Origin of the sequence: Enterococcus asini ATCC 700915, assembly GCF_000407365.1 — a bacterium.
Taxonomy (GTDB): domain Bacteria; phylum Bacillota; class Bacilli; order Lactobacillales; family Enterococcaceae; genus Enterococcus_C; species Enterococcus_C asini.
Genome location: NZ_ASVU01000001.1, coordinates 991,237 through 1,007,538 on the forward strand (window position 1 = coordinate 991,237; position 16,302 = coordinate 1,007,538).

A 16,302-nucleotide genomic window follows, 5' to 3' on the forward strand; every position below is an offset into this window, starting at 1 on the left:
CTTTCTATGAAAGCGCCATGCTACAATAAAAGCAGAAAGAAGGGAAGTTCATGTACTCACTGGCAAAGCAGTTGATTAGCGAAAAAGATGTACGCCGCAAAATCAGTATTCTGGAGCAACTGGTAAATACGGGGCAAATGACCACAAAGGATTTGGCTGAACGTCTAGGGGTCTCTCAGCGGACGATTTTCCATGACTTACAGACGCTGCGCTATGAACTCCCTAAAGACTGGCTACTAGAGGCTCAGGGCAATAGTGGGGTATCTTTGACGACCAATCAACCGACTGCCTTACAAGAGGTATGGGAGTTTTACATGGAACAATCCTTGGCCATGGTGGTACTAAAAGAATTGCTGCGCCAACGTCAGATTGCCGTGGTGAACTTTTTAATGGAGCAAGGAGTCTCCTATGAAACCTTGAAACGACAAGTGCAAAAGCTAAACCGAGAATTGGCAACTTTTCAGCTGAAAATCAAACTGACCACCCGCAATCTGAGCTGGGTCGGGGAGGAGTCGGCTTTACGGATTTTTTATCATCGGCTGTTGACGCCATTTACTCACCAGCATTTCTTTTTCGAGGATTATCAAGTGCACGAGTCCAATTATCGGGATTTTTTAGCCAGTTTACAGCGACAGAAAAAGGCAGCCAAAACCGAGGAAATCTTTGGCATCTGTTGGTTTTTTATCAATACCATTCGCATTAAAGCCGGTTGTCCCATTGAAACACTTCACTATGAGGAGGACGCATTGGCTCAAATCTATCGAAAAGAGATTCAGGGCCTTTATGCAAAAGAAGGGGTATTGTTAAAAGGCGATGAGGCCTTCTTCGCCTACTTTTGTTTTTTGGAAAGTTGGAGTTACTTGATTGCTCCTGATGGCTCTGCGCTTTTACGAAGTTCCTATGGGCACCTTTTTCAAAACGCCCGGGATTATTTGGCGAGTCTGACTGAAGGACGTGCTCTGGTGGAGAACCAGGAATTACTAGAGGATTTGGTTTTGTTTCAGGTGAAATACTACGAGTCCAAGAGTCTCACGGATCAATTTCTTGGGGAATACGAGGAAGTCTTAAGCGTCTGCCAAGCGCGCTTTCCTCAGCTCTTTCAATCAGTAGCCACAAGCTTGGCGGCCGGACAACTTTCTGGTATTACAGAAGTTTCCAATCATGCGGTGAGCAATCTGGTGTTGCTGATTCAGACGGCTAAAGCTCAGGTGAACGCACAAGTGCGGCAAGCTTTCTTGGTCTTCCAAGGGGAACCGGCTTGGAAACAGTTCTTGCTTCAAGAGTTACAGGATTTAGGTGGCAAACGAGTTTCCCTCCAAGAAGTCAGCCCGGGAGAGTTGCCAGAAGATTTGGGAAGCCAGCACTTGATTTTGTCCAATCTTCCCTTGGATTCGGAGACCAAAGCCACGGTCATCTATCTCTCCATGGTGCCCACGGAAAGGGAATTGGCAGCTTTTCGGACTTGGTTGCAAAACTGGTATTTATAAGTGAGAAAACGGAGGGGAATCTCCGTTTTTTTTGTGTTGGATTCTGGGGCAAGAAAGTCTTTATTGTAAATTTTCTGTAAGTTCGATAAAATTATCTGTAAATAGAGTTGGTGGTAGCTAGTGGCAAACCTTACGCACTGCTAGGCCGACTTAGGAGGATTTTTACTCATGGAACAATCGCAACAAGAACTATCTCGCAGTCTGAAAAATCGCCACGTGCAACTGATTTCCATCGGCGGGGCGATTGGTACCGGACTGTTTTTAGGTTCGGGGAAGTCGATTCAACAAACCGGCCCGTCGATTTTACTGGCGTACATGATTACTGGGGGCATTTGTTTTTTGATTATGCGGGCGCTAGGGGAACTGCTTTTATCCAATACGGAGAATCATTCTTTTTTGGATTTCGTAGCGGAATATTTAGGCAAGAAATGGGCTTTTCTTACTGGGTGGACCTATTGGTTTTGCTGGATTGCCATCGCCATGGCGGATTTAACGGCCATGGGGCTTTATGTGGGCTATTGGTTTCCTAATTTGCCCCAGTGGTTGCCGGAAATCTGTGCTTTGGTGATTTTAGTGGCGCTCAATCTGATTGCCGTGTCGCTATTTGGGGAGTTGGAATTTTGGTTTGCTTTGATCAAAGTAGTAGCCATCGTCGCCTTGATTGCCATTGGCGCCTATATGATTATCACTCATTACCCCACATCCGCCGGTCCAGTGAAAATCGCCAACCTTTGGAGTCATGGGGGCTGGTTTCCTAAAGGAGCTAAGGGCTTCTTGCTTTCTTTCCAAATGGTTACCTTTGCGTTTGTGGGGATTGAACTGGTAGGGTTAGTAGCCGGAGAGACCAAAGATCCCGAAAAAGTCTTGCCGGAAGCCATTAACAATATTCCTATTCGGATTATCTTGTTTTACTTAGGCTCACTGTTTGTGATTATGGCCATTTATCCTTGGGACTCTCTTGTGGCTTCTGAAAGTCCTTTCGTGGAAGTCTTTTCCGAGGTGGGGATTACGGCGGCAGCTACCATTATCAATTTAGTAGTGCTCAGTGCGGCGGCTTCGGCTTGTAACAGCGCCATTTACAGTACCGGACGTATGATGCGCTCCTTGGCGCAAGAAGGCAGCGCCCCGAAACCTTTTATTAAATTGACGAAACATCAAGTTCCGGCTAATGCCATCTTCTTTTCTGCTTTGGTGATTTTCAGTGCCGTGGTGCTGAACTTCTTCATGCCTAGTCAAGTCTTTACGATTATTACTAGTATCGCTACGACGTGCTTCTTATTTATCTGGGGGATTTTGACTTATACGCATATGAAATATCGTCGCAGCATGCGCGGTAAGCAAAGCCACGGCTTTAAGATGCCTTTTTATCCCTTGAGCAATCTTTTGATTTTCGCTTTTCTACTTTTTGTGGCCGGAGTTTTACTGTGGTCGCCAGAAACTCGTTTGGCGGCACTCTTCACCCCTGTGTGGTTTCTCGTGTTACGCTTCATTTACTTTTTGAAGTATGAAAAAGGACAAGCTACACGGTAATGAAAAAAACAGGAGCAAGTTTGCTAATGAGGCAACTTGCTCCTTTTTTTTATGCAGTTTGTTCTTGGCGTTTTTTCGCTAATTGCTTCAAGACTTTTTTCTCCAACTCCACGATGGAGAAAATCAGTAGGGCACCGGCTAGGAGAACGAGGTGCTGCATAAGTGTCAGGGAAGTCGTGCCAATCATGCTTTGCATAATTGGGAGGGTCAGCAGAGAACCTTGGACTAAGACCAGAGCTCCTAGGGAAATCCACAATGCTTTGTTTTTCAGCATGCTTTTATTCACAGAAGTGTCCAGTAGTTCGCGACAGTTGATCATGTACAGGGCTTGGGCGAGGACGATGCTGTGGAGAAGCATGGTCTGGGCAACAACCGGGTTGGCTACTTGGCTACTGAAGAGGTACGCCGGTATGGTAACCAAGACGGACACGTATAGGATGCGGGCGATACTGTGCAAGGAGAGAATCTTCTCTTGCGGGTTTCGTGGCGGGCGCTTCATGGTATCCTTGTGCGCTTTTTCAAATCCTAAGGCGTAAGACAAAGTAATCGTGGTGACCATATTCACCCAGAGAATTTGCACCGGGGACAAAGGCAGTGGGCGGTCGGTTAGTAAAGCGAAGATGACTAGTAGTCCTTGGGCCAGTGCGGAAGGTAAGAAGAAGTTGATGGTCTTCTTCAAGTTGTCAAAAATGCGCCGGCCTTCCTTTACCGCCCGGGCGATGGTGGCGAAGTTGTCATCGGCTAGGACCATGTCCGCGGCTTCTTTCGTGACTTCACTTCCTTTGATACCCATGGCGATTCCGATGTCGGCTTTCTTTAGTGCGGGAGCGTCATTGACTCCGTCGCCGGTCATGCCCACGATTTCCCCTTGGGCTTGGAGGGCTGTGACGATCCGCAATTTGTGCTCCGGAGTAGTACGGGCAAAGATATCGGTTTGCTTCACGGCTTTCGCCAAGTCCGCGTCGGTAAGGCGGTCGATGTCTTGTCCTTCTAGCGCCGCGTCGTGTTTCAGGCCGATTTGGCGTCCAATGGCTTGGGCAGTGTCTTTGTGGTCGCCGGTAATCATCTTCACGACGATGCCGGCTTGCTGGCACTCTGCAATGGCGTGAATAGCGGCTCCCTTTGGCGGGTCGATGATACCCGCTAGACCCATAATGGTCAAGTCGGCCAACTCATCTTGGATAATGGCTTCTGGGGCGAGGAACTTTTGAGCCAGGGCTAGCACTCGCTGCCCTTTTTGGGCCAGTTGGGCGATTTGCTCTTGCCAGTAAATCCGCTCGGCGTCTGTTAAGTTTGCTTTTTCTAATAAGACTTCTGGCGCGCCTTTGACAAAGAGTGTCAGTTTATGATCGATAAGGTGAGCGGTAGCCATGTACTTGTGCTTCGAGTGGAAAGGAATCTTTTGCTCTTGGGCTAGTAGGGGCTGCTGATCCTTTGCGGCGTAGCGCAACAAAGCGAGTTCCGTAGGGTTTCCTTGCAGCTTGGTTACGTCTTGGCTTTCGGAGGTGCGCAAGTCTTGGCAGTTGTTCATAATCAAGGTCAAGTCTCTAGTGGTAACCGTAGTCGGTGCAGCCGGTAAAACGATGTCGGTGACGGTCATCTCATTTTTCGTCAAGGTTCCTGTTTTGTCGGAACAAATCACGGTCATGGAGCCCAAAGTTTCTACTGCGGGCATGCTTTTGACAATCGCTTTTTGCTCGGACATTTCCTTGACGCCCATGGAGAGAATCATGGTCAACACGGCGGGCAATCCCTCTGGCACTACGGCAACGATTAAGGCGATTACGGCGGAGAGGAGTAGGTTTGCTTCCATACCGTAGCGCAAGGTGGTGAAGAAAATCAGAAAGACGATGAAGAGCATTAAGCCTTTAAAAATCTGCTGGTTCAGCTGATTCATCTTGCGAATTAGGGGCGTGGTTTGAGGCGCAACACTTTGTAAGGCGTGGTTGATTTTCCCGATTTCCGTGTCGTCCCCGATGTTGGTGACGATTCCCACGGCGCTGCCGGCTTGAATCTGCGTACCGGAAAAGGCCATGTTGACCCGGTCTCCTAAAGGCAAGGAACTTGTTAAGACCCTGGTACTTTTTTCAATGGGCAGTGATTCCCCGGTTAAAGCCGCTTCTTCTACTAATAGGTCGTGAGCTTCCAGTAAGCGTACATCCGCCGGTAAGATGTCGCCACTGTGTAAGAGCAACACATCCCCAGGGACTAAGCTTTCAGCGGCGACTTTTTTCCGCTGACCTTGCGTTAAAATCACGGCTTCTTGGGCCATCATTTGCTTTAGACCATTCAAGGAAGCCTCGGCTTTGCGCTCTTGGAAGTAGCCGATTAAGCCGTTGATTAGGACGACGGCGAAGATGATGCCCATTTCCACATAATCCCCGGTGATTCCTTTTAAGATACCGGCGACGATTAAGACAATCATTAGCAAGTCAATGAAGTGCTTGCCGATTTTTTGCCATAGTGGTTTTTGTTTGCTTTCTTTTAGTTTATTGGGCCCAAGGCGAACTGCTCGTGCGTGGCGTTCTGTCTCCGGGAGGCCTTTTCGCGTCGTGTCTAAATGTTGCAAGGTTTTTTCTGGTGTTTGGTTGTAGTAGTTCATGAAAATTCCTCCTATTCCTAGTGTGTGCCACTCCTGTTTGGTGCTGATTTGCTGTGGCATGACCCTAGTATAGGGGGGATTAAGGATAAAAATTACGCGATTTTTTCATAGCTTTATGAAAATTCCTCAAAGCTTGTGTTTCCTTCGCGTTGTTTTCTTTTCTGCGTGGTATAATTCAGAGGATTTCAAAGAGGCGGGGACGGCCTTTTGCCCGGAAGCAAAAAACGTTGCCAACTTTGTGAGGTCTTTTTTTCCTAGCGATTTTCTTATTGGGAAAAAAACAGTATAATGGTACAGTATTGAATAATTAAGAGGGACTGAAAACCAATGGACAATCAGTTAGCGAAACTGCTGGAAGAACGCTTCGGCATCGTTTTTCACGATATCAATCTAGCAGAGCAAGCCTTTACCCATTCTTCTTATGTGAATGAGCATCGCAACTTACACTTATCGGACAACGAACGACTGGAATTTTTAGGAGATGCGGTTTTAGAACTACTCGTCTCCCAATACCTTTACCGGGAATATCCCAATCTACCGGAAGGCAAACTAACCAAGACCCGGGCGGCCATCGTGCGGGAAGAAAGCTTGGCTCAATTTGCCACGGACTGCGGCTTTGACGCCTTTGTGAAATTAGGCAAAGGGGAGGAAAATTCCGGGGGACGCACACGCCCGTCCTTGCTTTGTGATTTATTCGAAGCCTTTTTAGGGGCTTTGTATTTGGACCAAGGCTTGGCAGCCGTTTTGCAATTTTTAGAAACCGTCGTTTATCCACAAGTGGAAGCTGGTGCTTTTTCCCATGAGCGGGATCACAAGACACGCTTGCAAGAAGTCTTGCAAAAAAGTGGCGATGTGTTGATCGATTATCGTTTGATCAAAGAGGAAGGCCCGGCCCACGAGCGCATCTTCGTAACAGAAGTCTACTGTGACGACAAGATGATCGGCATCGGCCAAGGAAAATCCAAAAAACTGGCGGAGCAAGCAGCCGCCGCCAACGCTTTACAGAGTCTAGGGAAGTAGTCCTAGGCTCTGGCCCTAAGCCTCGGGGATGTAGGGGACTGTTGAAAGGAGCAACTATTTGTGTATTTAAAGAAAATCGAGATCGCCGGGTTCAAGTCCTTCGCCGACCGGACGGTGATCGATTTTGAGAATAGCGTGACCGCAGTCGTCGGTCCCAATGGTTCAGGGAAAAGCAACATCACGGAGGCCATCCGCTGGGTACTAGGCGAGCAGTCCGTGAAAAGTTTGCGTGGGGGAAAAATGCCGGATATCATCTTTGCCGGTTCTGATTCTCGCAAAGCCTTGAATATCGCCGAGGTAACGGTGGTCTTAGACAATAGTGACCATTACCTACCTTTGGATTACAGTGAAATCAGTGTGTCCCGTCGCTTTCGCCGGACTGGTGAAAGTGATTTTTTCATCAATAAGCAAGCTTGCCGCTTAAAAGACATTCAAGATTTGTTTATGGACTCCGGTCTGGGCAAGGAGTCTTTCTCCATTATTTCCCAAGGCAAGGTGGAGGCGATTTTCGCCAGTAAGCCGGAAGACCGCCGAGGCATCTTTGAAGAAGCCGCTGGGGTTTTAAAATACAAGCAACGGAAGAAAAAAGCCGAGCAAAAGCTTTTTGAAACCGAGGACAATTTAAGCCGGGTGCAAGACATTGTTTATGAATTAGAAGACCAGCTCTTGCCTTTAAGTGAGCAGTCGCGGATTGCCAAAAAATACCGGGAATTAAAGTCTGATTTGACTCAAGTCGATGTGGCCTACACGGTAACTGAAATCGAAAAAGAAAAAGCCAACTGGGAGCGCCAAGATAACCAAGTGGCTCTTTTAAACGAACGCTTAACAAGGATTGGCCAAGCCATCCACGCCAAGGAAAGCGCCCTTACCGCACAACGACATACTCGAAGTGAGCTGGACGAGTGGTTGGAAAGTGCCAACCAAGAACTCTTAGCGCTGACGGAAGCGTTGAAGCAAGCGGAAGGACAACAAGCCCTTTTAGCCGAACGCTCCAAGAATACGTTGCAAAGCACGAAGGAATACCAACAAAATATCCAGAATGCCGGGGAACGGATCACGGCTTTAGAAGAGGACATCAACGAACAGATCAGTTCCTTGTCCCAGAAAAATCGGGAACAACAAGAACTGGAAGAAACCATTGCCCAGAAACAGCGGGAACTGGAAAAATACCAGCGGCCTACCAAGGAAGTCTTAGAGGATCTCCGAGGTCAGTACGTGGAAAAAATGCAGGAACATGCCAATATCGGCAATGACCTGAAATATTTGGAACGGCGCTACTCCCAAGAAGCCGCTAAAAACCAAAAAGCCTTGCAAAAACAAGGGGAATTAACCAGTAAAATCACCCACAGTCGCAAGGAACAACAAGCGCTGGCTACGAAGCTGGAAAGTGCCAAGGAAGCCTTGGATCACCAGCGCAAAGAGTATTTGCTGCTACAAGAGCAAGCTAAGACTAGCAAGCTCCAGTTAGACAGTGAGCAAAAGAAAATGTACGACTTAATGAGTCAAGTACAACAAAACCGTGCCAAAGAAAAGAGCTTACAAGACATTCAAGAAAACTACAGTGGCTTTTACCAAGGTCCACGGATGATTTTGAAGCATCGCCAAGAACTGACAGGGATCGTAGGGGCCGTGGCAGAGCTTTTGGAGGTACCGGAAGACTACGCTTTGGCGATTGAAACTGCACTCGGGGCCAGTGCCCAACACATCGTCGTGGAAACCGAACGAGATGCTCGCCAAGGCATTACCTTTTTGAAACAACAACGAGGCGGTCGCGGGACCTTCTTGCCTTTAACCACGATTCAACCCCGGCAAGTGCCTGGGAGCCTTTTAAACAATGTCCAAGGCTTGCCTGGCTTTATCGGAGTCGCCTCAGAAGTCGTCCGCTTCGATGCCCGGGTACAAAACATCATGGGCAACTTATTAGGCGGCATCCTTTTGGCAGAAGACTTGGCCAGTGCCAATGCCATCGCTCGAGGGGTAAACTATCGTTATCGGGTGGTTTCCTTAGAAGGAGACGTGATGAACGCCGGGGGTTCCATGACCGGTGGGGCTACGAAGAAAGGCAATGGAGGCAATCTCTTCTCCCAAGGCAATGAACTGCAACAGCTAAAGAAGACGCAAGAGCAGTTAGACGCCCGCCTACAAGCGACGGAAGCCCAAGTAGCCCGCTTGGAAAAACAAGTGAAAAGCCAGCAAGAACAGTTGGAAAGTCTGCGAGAAACCGGCGAAAAAGGGCGGATGGACTTACAAGAGTTGGAACATCAGCGTCAGACTAATGACCGGGAATTGCAACGCTTGGAACAAGAACAGTCCGTCTTTACCTTTGAAAACCGGGAAGTCCAAGAATTCTTAGCGGAATACGAAGAAAAGCGGGCCAGCTACTTGCAAGCGCAAAAACAAGTGGAGGCCGACCGGGAACAAATCAATCAAGAGATGCAAGAAATCAGCCGCACCGAAGATTTGATTGAAGAAAAACGAGAAGAGCTCAGCCAAACCTTGGCTCAGAGCCAAGCCCAAATGGCGGTGACCAAGCAGCAAATCCTCCATCTAAAAGAACAAATCCAAACAAAACGCAGTGAACTAGACAGTGTAACCAAGCAAAAAGAAAGTTTGGAACTGCAATTACAAGTGTTGAACAGCGATTTCTCCAGCCATGAAGTCACCGAAGAATCCTTGGAAAAACAAGTCCAAGAATTGGCGGCCAAACAAAGTAGTATCAAAGAAACCTTGCAGGAAAAGCGTCAACAGCGCATAAAATTGCAAGGGGAAATCACGGAAGGCGACGGAAAACTCAGTCAACAAAACCAAGAGCAAAAAGCCTTGCTTTCCCAAAAAACCAAAGCAGAAGTAGAAAAGAACCGGGCGGATATTCGCTTGGACAATCTTTTGGCTTACTTGCAAGAAAACTACGCCATGACCTTTGAATTGGGCCAAGAGCGCTACGGTGTCGTGGACGATCCGGAGTCAGCTAAAAATCAAATTGGGAATCTGAAACAGGCCATTGAAGCTTTGGGACCGGTTAATGAAAATGCCATTGAACAGTTTGAACAAGTCAATGAGCGCTATCAATTTTTAGTCGGCCAACGAGACGATCTCTTACAGGCCAAGGAGCAACTCTTCGCTACCATGTCCGAAATGGACGAAGAAGTGAAGCAACGTTTCAGTGAGGTCTTCGAAGCGATTCGCCTGAAATTCAAAGAAGTCTTCCCGAATATGTTTGGCGGCGGTCGAGCAGAACTCTTGCTAACCGACCCAGAGGACCTATTAAATACCGGAATCGAGATTGAAGCTCAGCCCCCGGGGAAGAAGCTGCAAAATCTCAGCCTCTTATCCGGTGGGGAACGAGCGCTAACAGCGATTGCTTTGCTCTTTTCCATCATCCAAGTGCGGCCGGTGCCGTTTTGTGTCTTGGATGAAGTGGAAGCTGCGCTAGACGAGGCCAATGTGACCCGCTTCGGTAGTTATCTCAGCCGCTTCCAAAACGATACTCAATTTATCGTGGTGACCCACCGCAAGGGCACCATGGAAGCTGCCGATGTCTTGTATGGGGTCACCATGCAGGAATCCGGGGTATCGAAGATCGTCTCCGTGCGTTTAGAAGATGTGCGGGAAGGCGGGAAAATCGTAGCGGGAAGTCCCAAGGAAGGAGGACGAAATTCGTGATTAAATTAATCGCCATCGATTTGGATGGCACATTGTTAAATGGCAAAAAAGTCGTCACTGAAAAAAATAAGGTGGCGTTACAGGCGGCTAAAGATCAAGGTGTGAAAATCGTCATCTGTACCGGACGACCATTACGGGCGATTCGCCCCTATTTAAAAGAGTTGAACTTAGAGGAACCTGGAGACTATAGCATCACGTTTAACGGTGGCTTGGTGCAAAATAACGACACCGGTGCTGTGATGGAAAAAGCCGCTTTGTCCTTTGAACAAGTCAATGAACTCTTACAATTAGGTCGGGATTTAAGCTTACCGATCGATGTGGTATCAGAAGAAGTAGTGTGGAGTTTACCCACTGCTCCAAGTTATCCTTCGATTTACGGACAGTTAAATCCTTTACTGGACTGCCGAAAGACCACGGTAGCGCAATTAGACCCTGAAGCCTTGTACAATAAGGCGGTAGTCGCCTATGAACAAACTTACCTGGATCAACAGATTGCCAAAATTCCAGACAGCATCCGGGAAGGCTACGAAGTCATTAAAACCCGGGATGTACTTTTGGAATTTATGCCTAAGGGAATCACCAAGGCATACGGAATTCAGTTGTTGATCGAGGATTTAGGCATTCGCCAAGAAGAAGTCATGGCCATCGGCGACGAAGAAAATGATCTGCCCATGATTGCCTTTGCCGGTATCGGGGTGGCCATGGAAAATGCTGTTCCCCAGGTGAAGGAACAAGCAGATGTCATTACCGCTTCTAATGAAGAGGACGGAGTAGCCCAAGTGATTGAACAATACGTGTTGGGAGGGAATGAATGATGGGTTTTTTCGATAAGATCAAAAAAGCGCTCATGGGTAAAGAAGAACCCAAAGAAGAAGCGTTAAAATCAGAACAAGCGCTCGAAGACGAAGCTGCCGCAAAGGGCGAACAGCCGGTAAGTTCCGCTGAAACTTCTGAGGAACAACCGGAAACATCGGAAGCAACGCCAGAAGCAACATTAGAGGAGCAACCGGCCCTTGAGGAAGAACTGGCTACGTCTGCGCCAGTAACACCAGAAAAAAGTCCCGCAGCGGAACAAAGTACAGGAGTATCTGAACAAGTTGAAGCGGACACCCAAGATTCAATAGAAGAATCAATTGCAGTTCCAGAGACCGAACCAGTGGCTGAAGAGCAAGAAACCACCTCCGAAGAACCGCAACCAGACAGCATTCCAGAAGAAAATGTTTCACGGGAAACAATTTGTCAGACAATTCCAGAAGAGGCTGTCAGTGAGCCTGAGACACCGGCAAGCTCTGAAGAAGTGCTGGAAGCAGCGATTGCGGAAACAGAAGTGCCGGCAGAGACAGAAGTTGCCCTAGAAGAAACGCCAATCGTTCCTGAAACACAAGCCGAAATCACTGAGAAATACGACAAGGGCTTGAAGAAAAGCCGGAAAACCTTTGGCCAACGTTTAAACGAACTCTTTGCCAATTTCCGTAGCGTGGATGAGGATTTCTTTGAAGAAGTCGAAGAAACGCTGATTGGTGCCGACGTGGGCTTTGATGCAGCTATGCGCATCGCCGACGAAATGCGCCAAGAGGTTAAACTAAAAAACGTTAAGAAGCCTAAAGAAGTTCAAAACGTCATTATCGAAAAACTGGTAAATCTCTATGATGAAGCCGGCGAAGACGAGAACCACGCGTTGAATATTCAGCCAAACGATTTGACGGTGATGCTCTTTGTAGGGGTCAACGGCGTGGGAAAAACCACGAGTATCGGGAAGCTGGCCTATGAATACCGCATGGCGGGTAAAAAAGTTCTGATGGCCGCGGCAGATACTTTCCGGGCCGGAGCGATTGACCAATTAGTAGTTTGGGGCGAGCGTTCGGGTGTGGAAGTCATCCGACACAATGCCGGTGGGGATCCTGCGGCAGTGGTCTTTGATGCGGTGAAGAAAGCCAAGGACGAACACTATGACGTGCTTTTGGTGGATACCGCCGGCCGTCTGCAAAACAAAGTTAACTTAATGAAAGAATTGGACAAGATCAAACGGGTGATCCAGCGAGAAGTACCCGCTGCCCCTCATGAAGTCTTGTTGGTTGTGGACGCTACTACCGGGCAAAATGCTATGGTCCAAGCAAAACAATTTAAAGAAACCACGGACGTAACTGGCATCGTCTTGACCAAGCTAGATGGTACGGCCAAAGGTGGGATTGTTTTAGCGATTCGTAACGAGTTGCACTTGCCGGTGAAATTAGTCGGCCTTGGGGAAGGCATCGATGATTTAGAAGTCTTTGATCCAAACCAATTTGTGATTGGCTTATTTAAAGGCTTGATTCAAGAATAAGGTAGTAAAAGAAACGAAAGGAAGAGAAGCGATGAACCAACGACGCTCATTACCGGGACGAATCGGGATTTTTATCGCCCTCGTCTTTATTCAAAATTTATCCACGATGATTATGGGAATTGAAGGATTAATCGGACGCCCTTTATCCGAGATAGCCTATGCCCTCGTCATCTCCTTAGTATTTTTAGCCGTGATGGTCTACTTCATCAAGTATTACCAAGGGCAACTTCAAGAGTACAATCCTCGAGGCTTCGGGGAAAATCTTTCCTTTAAAGGGAAAGTCGGCTGGATTATTTTAACCGTGGTGGGAATTTACGCTTTCTTGATTTTGGTTTCTCCGCTACTGCCCCAAGGCACGGCGGAAAATCAACAAGTGGTGGATCAGATGTTTTTGAATCATGTTTTAGGCGTGACGCTTTACGGTGCGGTTTTAGGGCCGATTATCGAAGAACTCCTATACCGGGGCATCTTTATGAATTTCTTCTGGAATCAAAAAGGACGTATGTATGATGTCTTGGCAGTCTTGAGTTCTGGTTTACTCTTTGGCTTGCTTCATGAACCCCAGTTGTCCCTTTATCTAGTAGTCTACTCGGCAATCGGCGTCTTTTTGGGGATGTTGTATTTGAAGACCAAGGATATTCGTTGCAATATGATTGCCCATATCCTGTATAACGGCATCACATTTCTAGTGATGTTCCAGACCTTGTAAAGGAGGCCTTTATGAAAAACAAAAAAGTGCTGTTCTCTACATTAGTCGGGGCCGTCATTATTGCGGTGGTCCTGAAGTATGGCCCTGTGAAAGCAATAGTCTATGGTCAAGGTTGGCCAAGGATTTTAATCGGTGTTGTTTTGTTTCTGGTGGTGCTAGGCTTTGTTTTACAAGAAGTCCAAAAGTCTCGGAACTTTCACAAAGCATTTGCGGCTTATGTGGCTGCCTATGATTTGACCCCGGAAAAACTTGGACGCCTGACGAGTTTTAACAAGTCGGAATTTGTCTACGATGGAAAAGTGCTCCGCTTTGAAAATGGCACTACGGAAAACCGGGAGCGCCTGTTAGCAGACTTGCAGCGCCAATTTGGCCCTATTGGCAAACAACAATAAGCTAGAAAACAAAACCCACCTGATCTAGTCTGACGACTAGTCCAGGTGGGTTTTGTTTTTTCTGAAGGCAACTTTTCGGCTAGGGTTTTTAGGCAAGATACTCTATAATGAATGGGATAAAACGAATAAACGAGGACAATACAAAATGGATTTTAAAGTAATGTTGCAACAAGCTAACGTCGCGCCCTTAGCTTTGAGCGCTCGCTTTGGCGTGGAGCGAGAAGGACAGCGAGTGGATTCCACGGGTTCTTTGGCTAAAAGCCCTCATCCGACAACGTTTGGCAATCGCAATTACCACCCTTATATACAGACGGATTTTGCCGAGACTCAGTTGGAATTAATCACCCCGGTGACGAATTCACCGGCCGAGTTGATGCAGTGGCTGGCGGCTATTCACGATGTGGCCTATCGCTCTTTGCCGGAACAAGAGGCTTTGTGGCCTTTAAGTATGCCCCCGGCCTTACCGGAAAATGAGTGTGAAATCAAACTGGCAGAACTAGACGCTTTTGAAGATGTCTTGTATCGGCGCTATTTAGCCCGGGAGTACGGGCGGCGCAAACAGATGGTTTCCGGTATTCATTTCAATTTTGAATTTGGTGCTGATTTGATGCAAGCCCTCCATGGGCAAGAACCTACGTTACCTTTTCAAGACTTTCAGACGGAGGTCTACATGAAAGTTGCCAGAAACTACTTGCGCTATCATTGGTTGATTACTTATCTCTATGGAGCGGCGCCGATTAGTGAGGCCAATTACTTCATGGACCAGCCTGCGTCGGTGGAACCATTGCGGAGTATTCGCAATAGCAAGTATGGCTACCGTAACCACGAGGATGTGAAAGTCTCGTATGGCAGTCTGGAACAGTACTTGGCAGATATTGCGAAGCTAGTGGAGACCGGGAAGCTTTCAGAAGACAAGGAATACTATGCTCCCTTGCGTTTGCGAGGTGGCAAACGGGTTCAAGATTTGAAGCAGTCGGGGATTCGATACATTGAGTTGCGGGACATCGACATTCAGCCTTTCGAACGCTATGGCTTCTCTGCAAAACAGGCCGAGTTTCTCCAAGTCTTCTTACTTTTGATGCTGTGGTTGCCAGAAGAAGAGACACCAGAATGGGTCGCACAAGGCGCTGGGCAAAACGATGCCGTGGCCTTAGAGCATCCTTATGCTAAGACGGCCTATCAAGCAGAAGGGGAATGGCTCTTAGCAGAAATGCAGCAGATGATGGAAGAGTTGCATTTGCCGCTAGTTTCCGACTTTTTAAGCTGGAGTCAAGCCTGTCTTCAAGATCCTACGCTAACCGTTGCGGCTCAACTTTTGGCTAAGGCCGAAGCTAGCTCACAAAAAGCAGTAGCGATTCAATTAGCCGAAGAATATCGGCATTTGGCCTGGGAGAAACCGTATCAATTGGCAGGCTTTACGGACATGGAACTCTCTACCCAGATTCTCCTCTTTGATGCCATCCAAAAGGGCGTGAAAGGGACGATTTTGGATCAGGCGGATCAATTTTTGCAATTGGACTTTGCCGGGCGCCGGGAGTACGTGAAAAATGCCAATATGACCAGTAAAGATAGCTACGTGGTCCCTTTGATGATGGCCAATAAAACCGTCACGAAAAAAGTTCTCCAACAGGCAGGATTTCCTGTACCCGCCGGTGGGGAGTATGACGATATAGCCAGTGCTTTGCGCGCTTTTCCTCACTATCAAAATCGGGCCATTGTGGTGAAGCCAAAGTCGACGAATTACGGTTTGGGCATTTCGATTTTTAAAGAACCAACTACCTTAGCCAATTACGAACAAGCTTTGAACATCGCGTTTAGTGAAGACAGTGCTGTTTTAGTGGAAGAATTTTTACCGGGAACAGAGTACCGTTTCTTTGTTTTAGATGGGCAAGTGAAAGGCATTATGCTGCGAGTGCCGGCCAATGTAGTCGGGGATGGGCAACACAGCGTACGGGAGTTAGTGGCCCAAAAGAATCAAGACCCACTCCGAGGAACCCATCATCGCTCCCCATTGGAATTGATCCAATTAGGACCGATTGAGGAATTAATGCTAGCAGAGCAAGGCTACACCTTTGATTCGGTGGTGCCCACTGGCGTGACTGTCTACTTACGGGAAAACTCCAATGTTTCCACCGGTGGCGACTCCATCGATATGACAGACGAAATTCCTCAAGACTATCAAGCAGCGGCGGCGGCAGCGGTAAATGCGTTGGGGGCTAAGATCAGTGGCATCGATCTGATTATTCCCGACTTGACAGTTCCCGCCAAAACCCCGGGAGCCTATGGAATTATCGAAGCCAATTTCAATCCAGCCATGCACATGCACGTCTATCCGTATGCAGGCAAAAGCCGCCGATTGACCATGGCAGTCTTGAAATACCTCTTTCCTGAAATTGAGTAAGAAAGACAGCTGTGACAATATCTAAGTCATCGTCCTACGAACCGAACAATACCAAATGTGAGACGCAAGCAAAAGAAGGCAATCTTCCATTAAAACATTGGAAGATTGCCTTCTTTTCATTGCTAAAAATCTCAAACACTGACTAACCTTGATTTAATCAAGCTAAGTCAGCGTA

Annotated in this window: 10 protein-coding genes; 9 read left to right on the forward strand and 1 reads right to left on the reverse strand. The window is 47.6% G+C overall.

All coding sequences use genetic code 11. The features are described from left to right. Positions 1-50 precede the first annotated feature (50 nt). Both I579_RS04865 and I579_RS04870 read left to right on the forward strand, forming a co-directional pair. Positions 51-1,487 (forward strand): global transcriptional activator MafR, encoded by a 1,437-nt coding sequence (locus I579_RS04865; protein ID WP_010754722.1) that lies wholly within the window; start codon positions 51-53, stop codon positions 1,485-1,487. 168 nt (positions 1,488-1,655) lie between these two features. Then, positions 1,656-3,017: an amino acid permease gene (locus I579_RS04870; protein ID WP_010754721.1), complete on the forward strand. Its 1,362-nt coding sequence runs from the start codon at positions 1,656-1,658 to the stop codon at positions 3,015-3,017. Positions 3,018-3,066: 49 nt separating this feature from the next. Here the strand turns inward: I579_RS04870 and I579_RS04875 are convergent, their stop codons facing one another. Next, on the reverse strand, positions 3,067-5,619 hold the full coding sequence (locus I579_RS04875; RefSeq protein WP_010754720.1) for an HAD-IC family P-type ATPase: 2,553 nt from the start codon (positions 5,617-5,619) through the stop codon (positions 3,067-3,069). 327 nt (positions 5,620-5,946) lie between these two features. On the opposite strand from I579_RS04875, the gene rnc reads away from it, so the two are divergent. The 7 genes from rnc to gshAB all read left to right on the forward strand — a co-directional run bounded on the left by rnc (position 5,947) and on the right by gshAB (position 16,127). Further along, on the forward strand, positions 5,947-6,639 hold the full coding sequence (gene rnc, locus I579_RS04880) for a ribonuclease III (RefSeq protein ID WP_010754719.1): 693 nt from the start codon (positions 5,947-5,949) through the stop codon (positions 6,637-6,639). Between the two features lie 60 nt (positions 6,640-6,699). Next, positions 6,700-10,302 carry a chromosome segregation protein SMC gene (gene smc, locus I579_RS04885; protein WP_010754718.1) on the forward strand — a complete coding sequence of 1,201 codons (3,603 nt, stop codon included), beginning with the start codon at positions 6,700-6,702 and terminating at the stop codon, positions 10,300-10,302. Beyond that, complete coding sequence (locus I579_RS04890; RefSeq protein WP_010754717.1) at positions 10,299-11,117, forward strand: Cof-type HAD-IIB family hydrolase; 819 nt, start codon at positions 10,299-10,301, stop codon at positions 11,115-11,117. Before smc ends, I579_RS04890 begins: the two co-directional genes overlap by 4 nt. Next, the gene (gene ftsY / locus I579_RS04895; protein WP_010754716.1) at positions 11,114-12,625 is read left to right on the forward strand and encodes a signal recognition particle-docking protein FtsY; all 1,512 of its coding nucleotides are present in this window, start codon (positions 11,114-11,116) and stop codon (positions 12,623-12,625) included. Before I579_RS04890 ends, ftsY begins: the two co-directional genes overlap by 4 nt. Before the next feature lie 31 nt (positions 12,626-12,656). Continuing rightward, positions 12,657-13,334, forward strand: a complete 678-nt coding sequence (locus I579_RS04900; RefSeq protein ID WP_010754715.1) for a CPBP family intramembrane glutamic endopeptidase — start codon at positions 12,657-12,659, stop codon at positions 13,332-13,334. An 11-nt stretch (positions 13,335-13,345) separates the two neighbouring features. Next, on the forward strand, positions 13,346-13,726 hold the full coding sequence (locus I579_RS04905) for a hypothetical protein (protein WP_010754714.1): 381 nt from the start codon (positions 13,346-13,348) through the stop codon (positions 13,724-13,726). A gap of 145 nt (positions 13,727-13,871) precedes the next feature. Further along, positions 13,872-16,127: a bifunctional glutamate--cysteine ligase GshA/glutathione synthetase GshB gene (gshAB, locus tag I579_RS04910; RefSeq protein ID WP_010754713.1), complete on the forward strand. Its 2,256-nt coding sequence runs from the start codon at positions 13,872-13,874 to the stop codon at positions 16,125-16,127. The last annotated feature ends 175 nt before the right edge of the window (positions 16,128-16,302 follow it).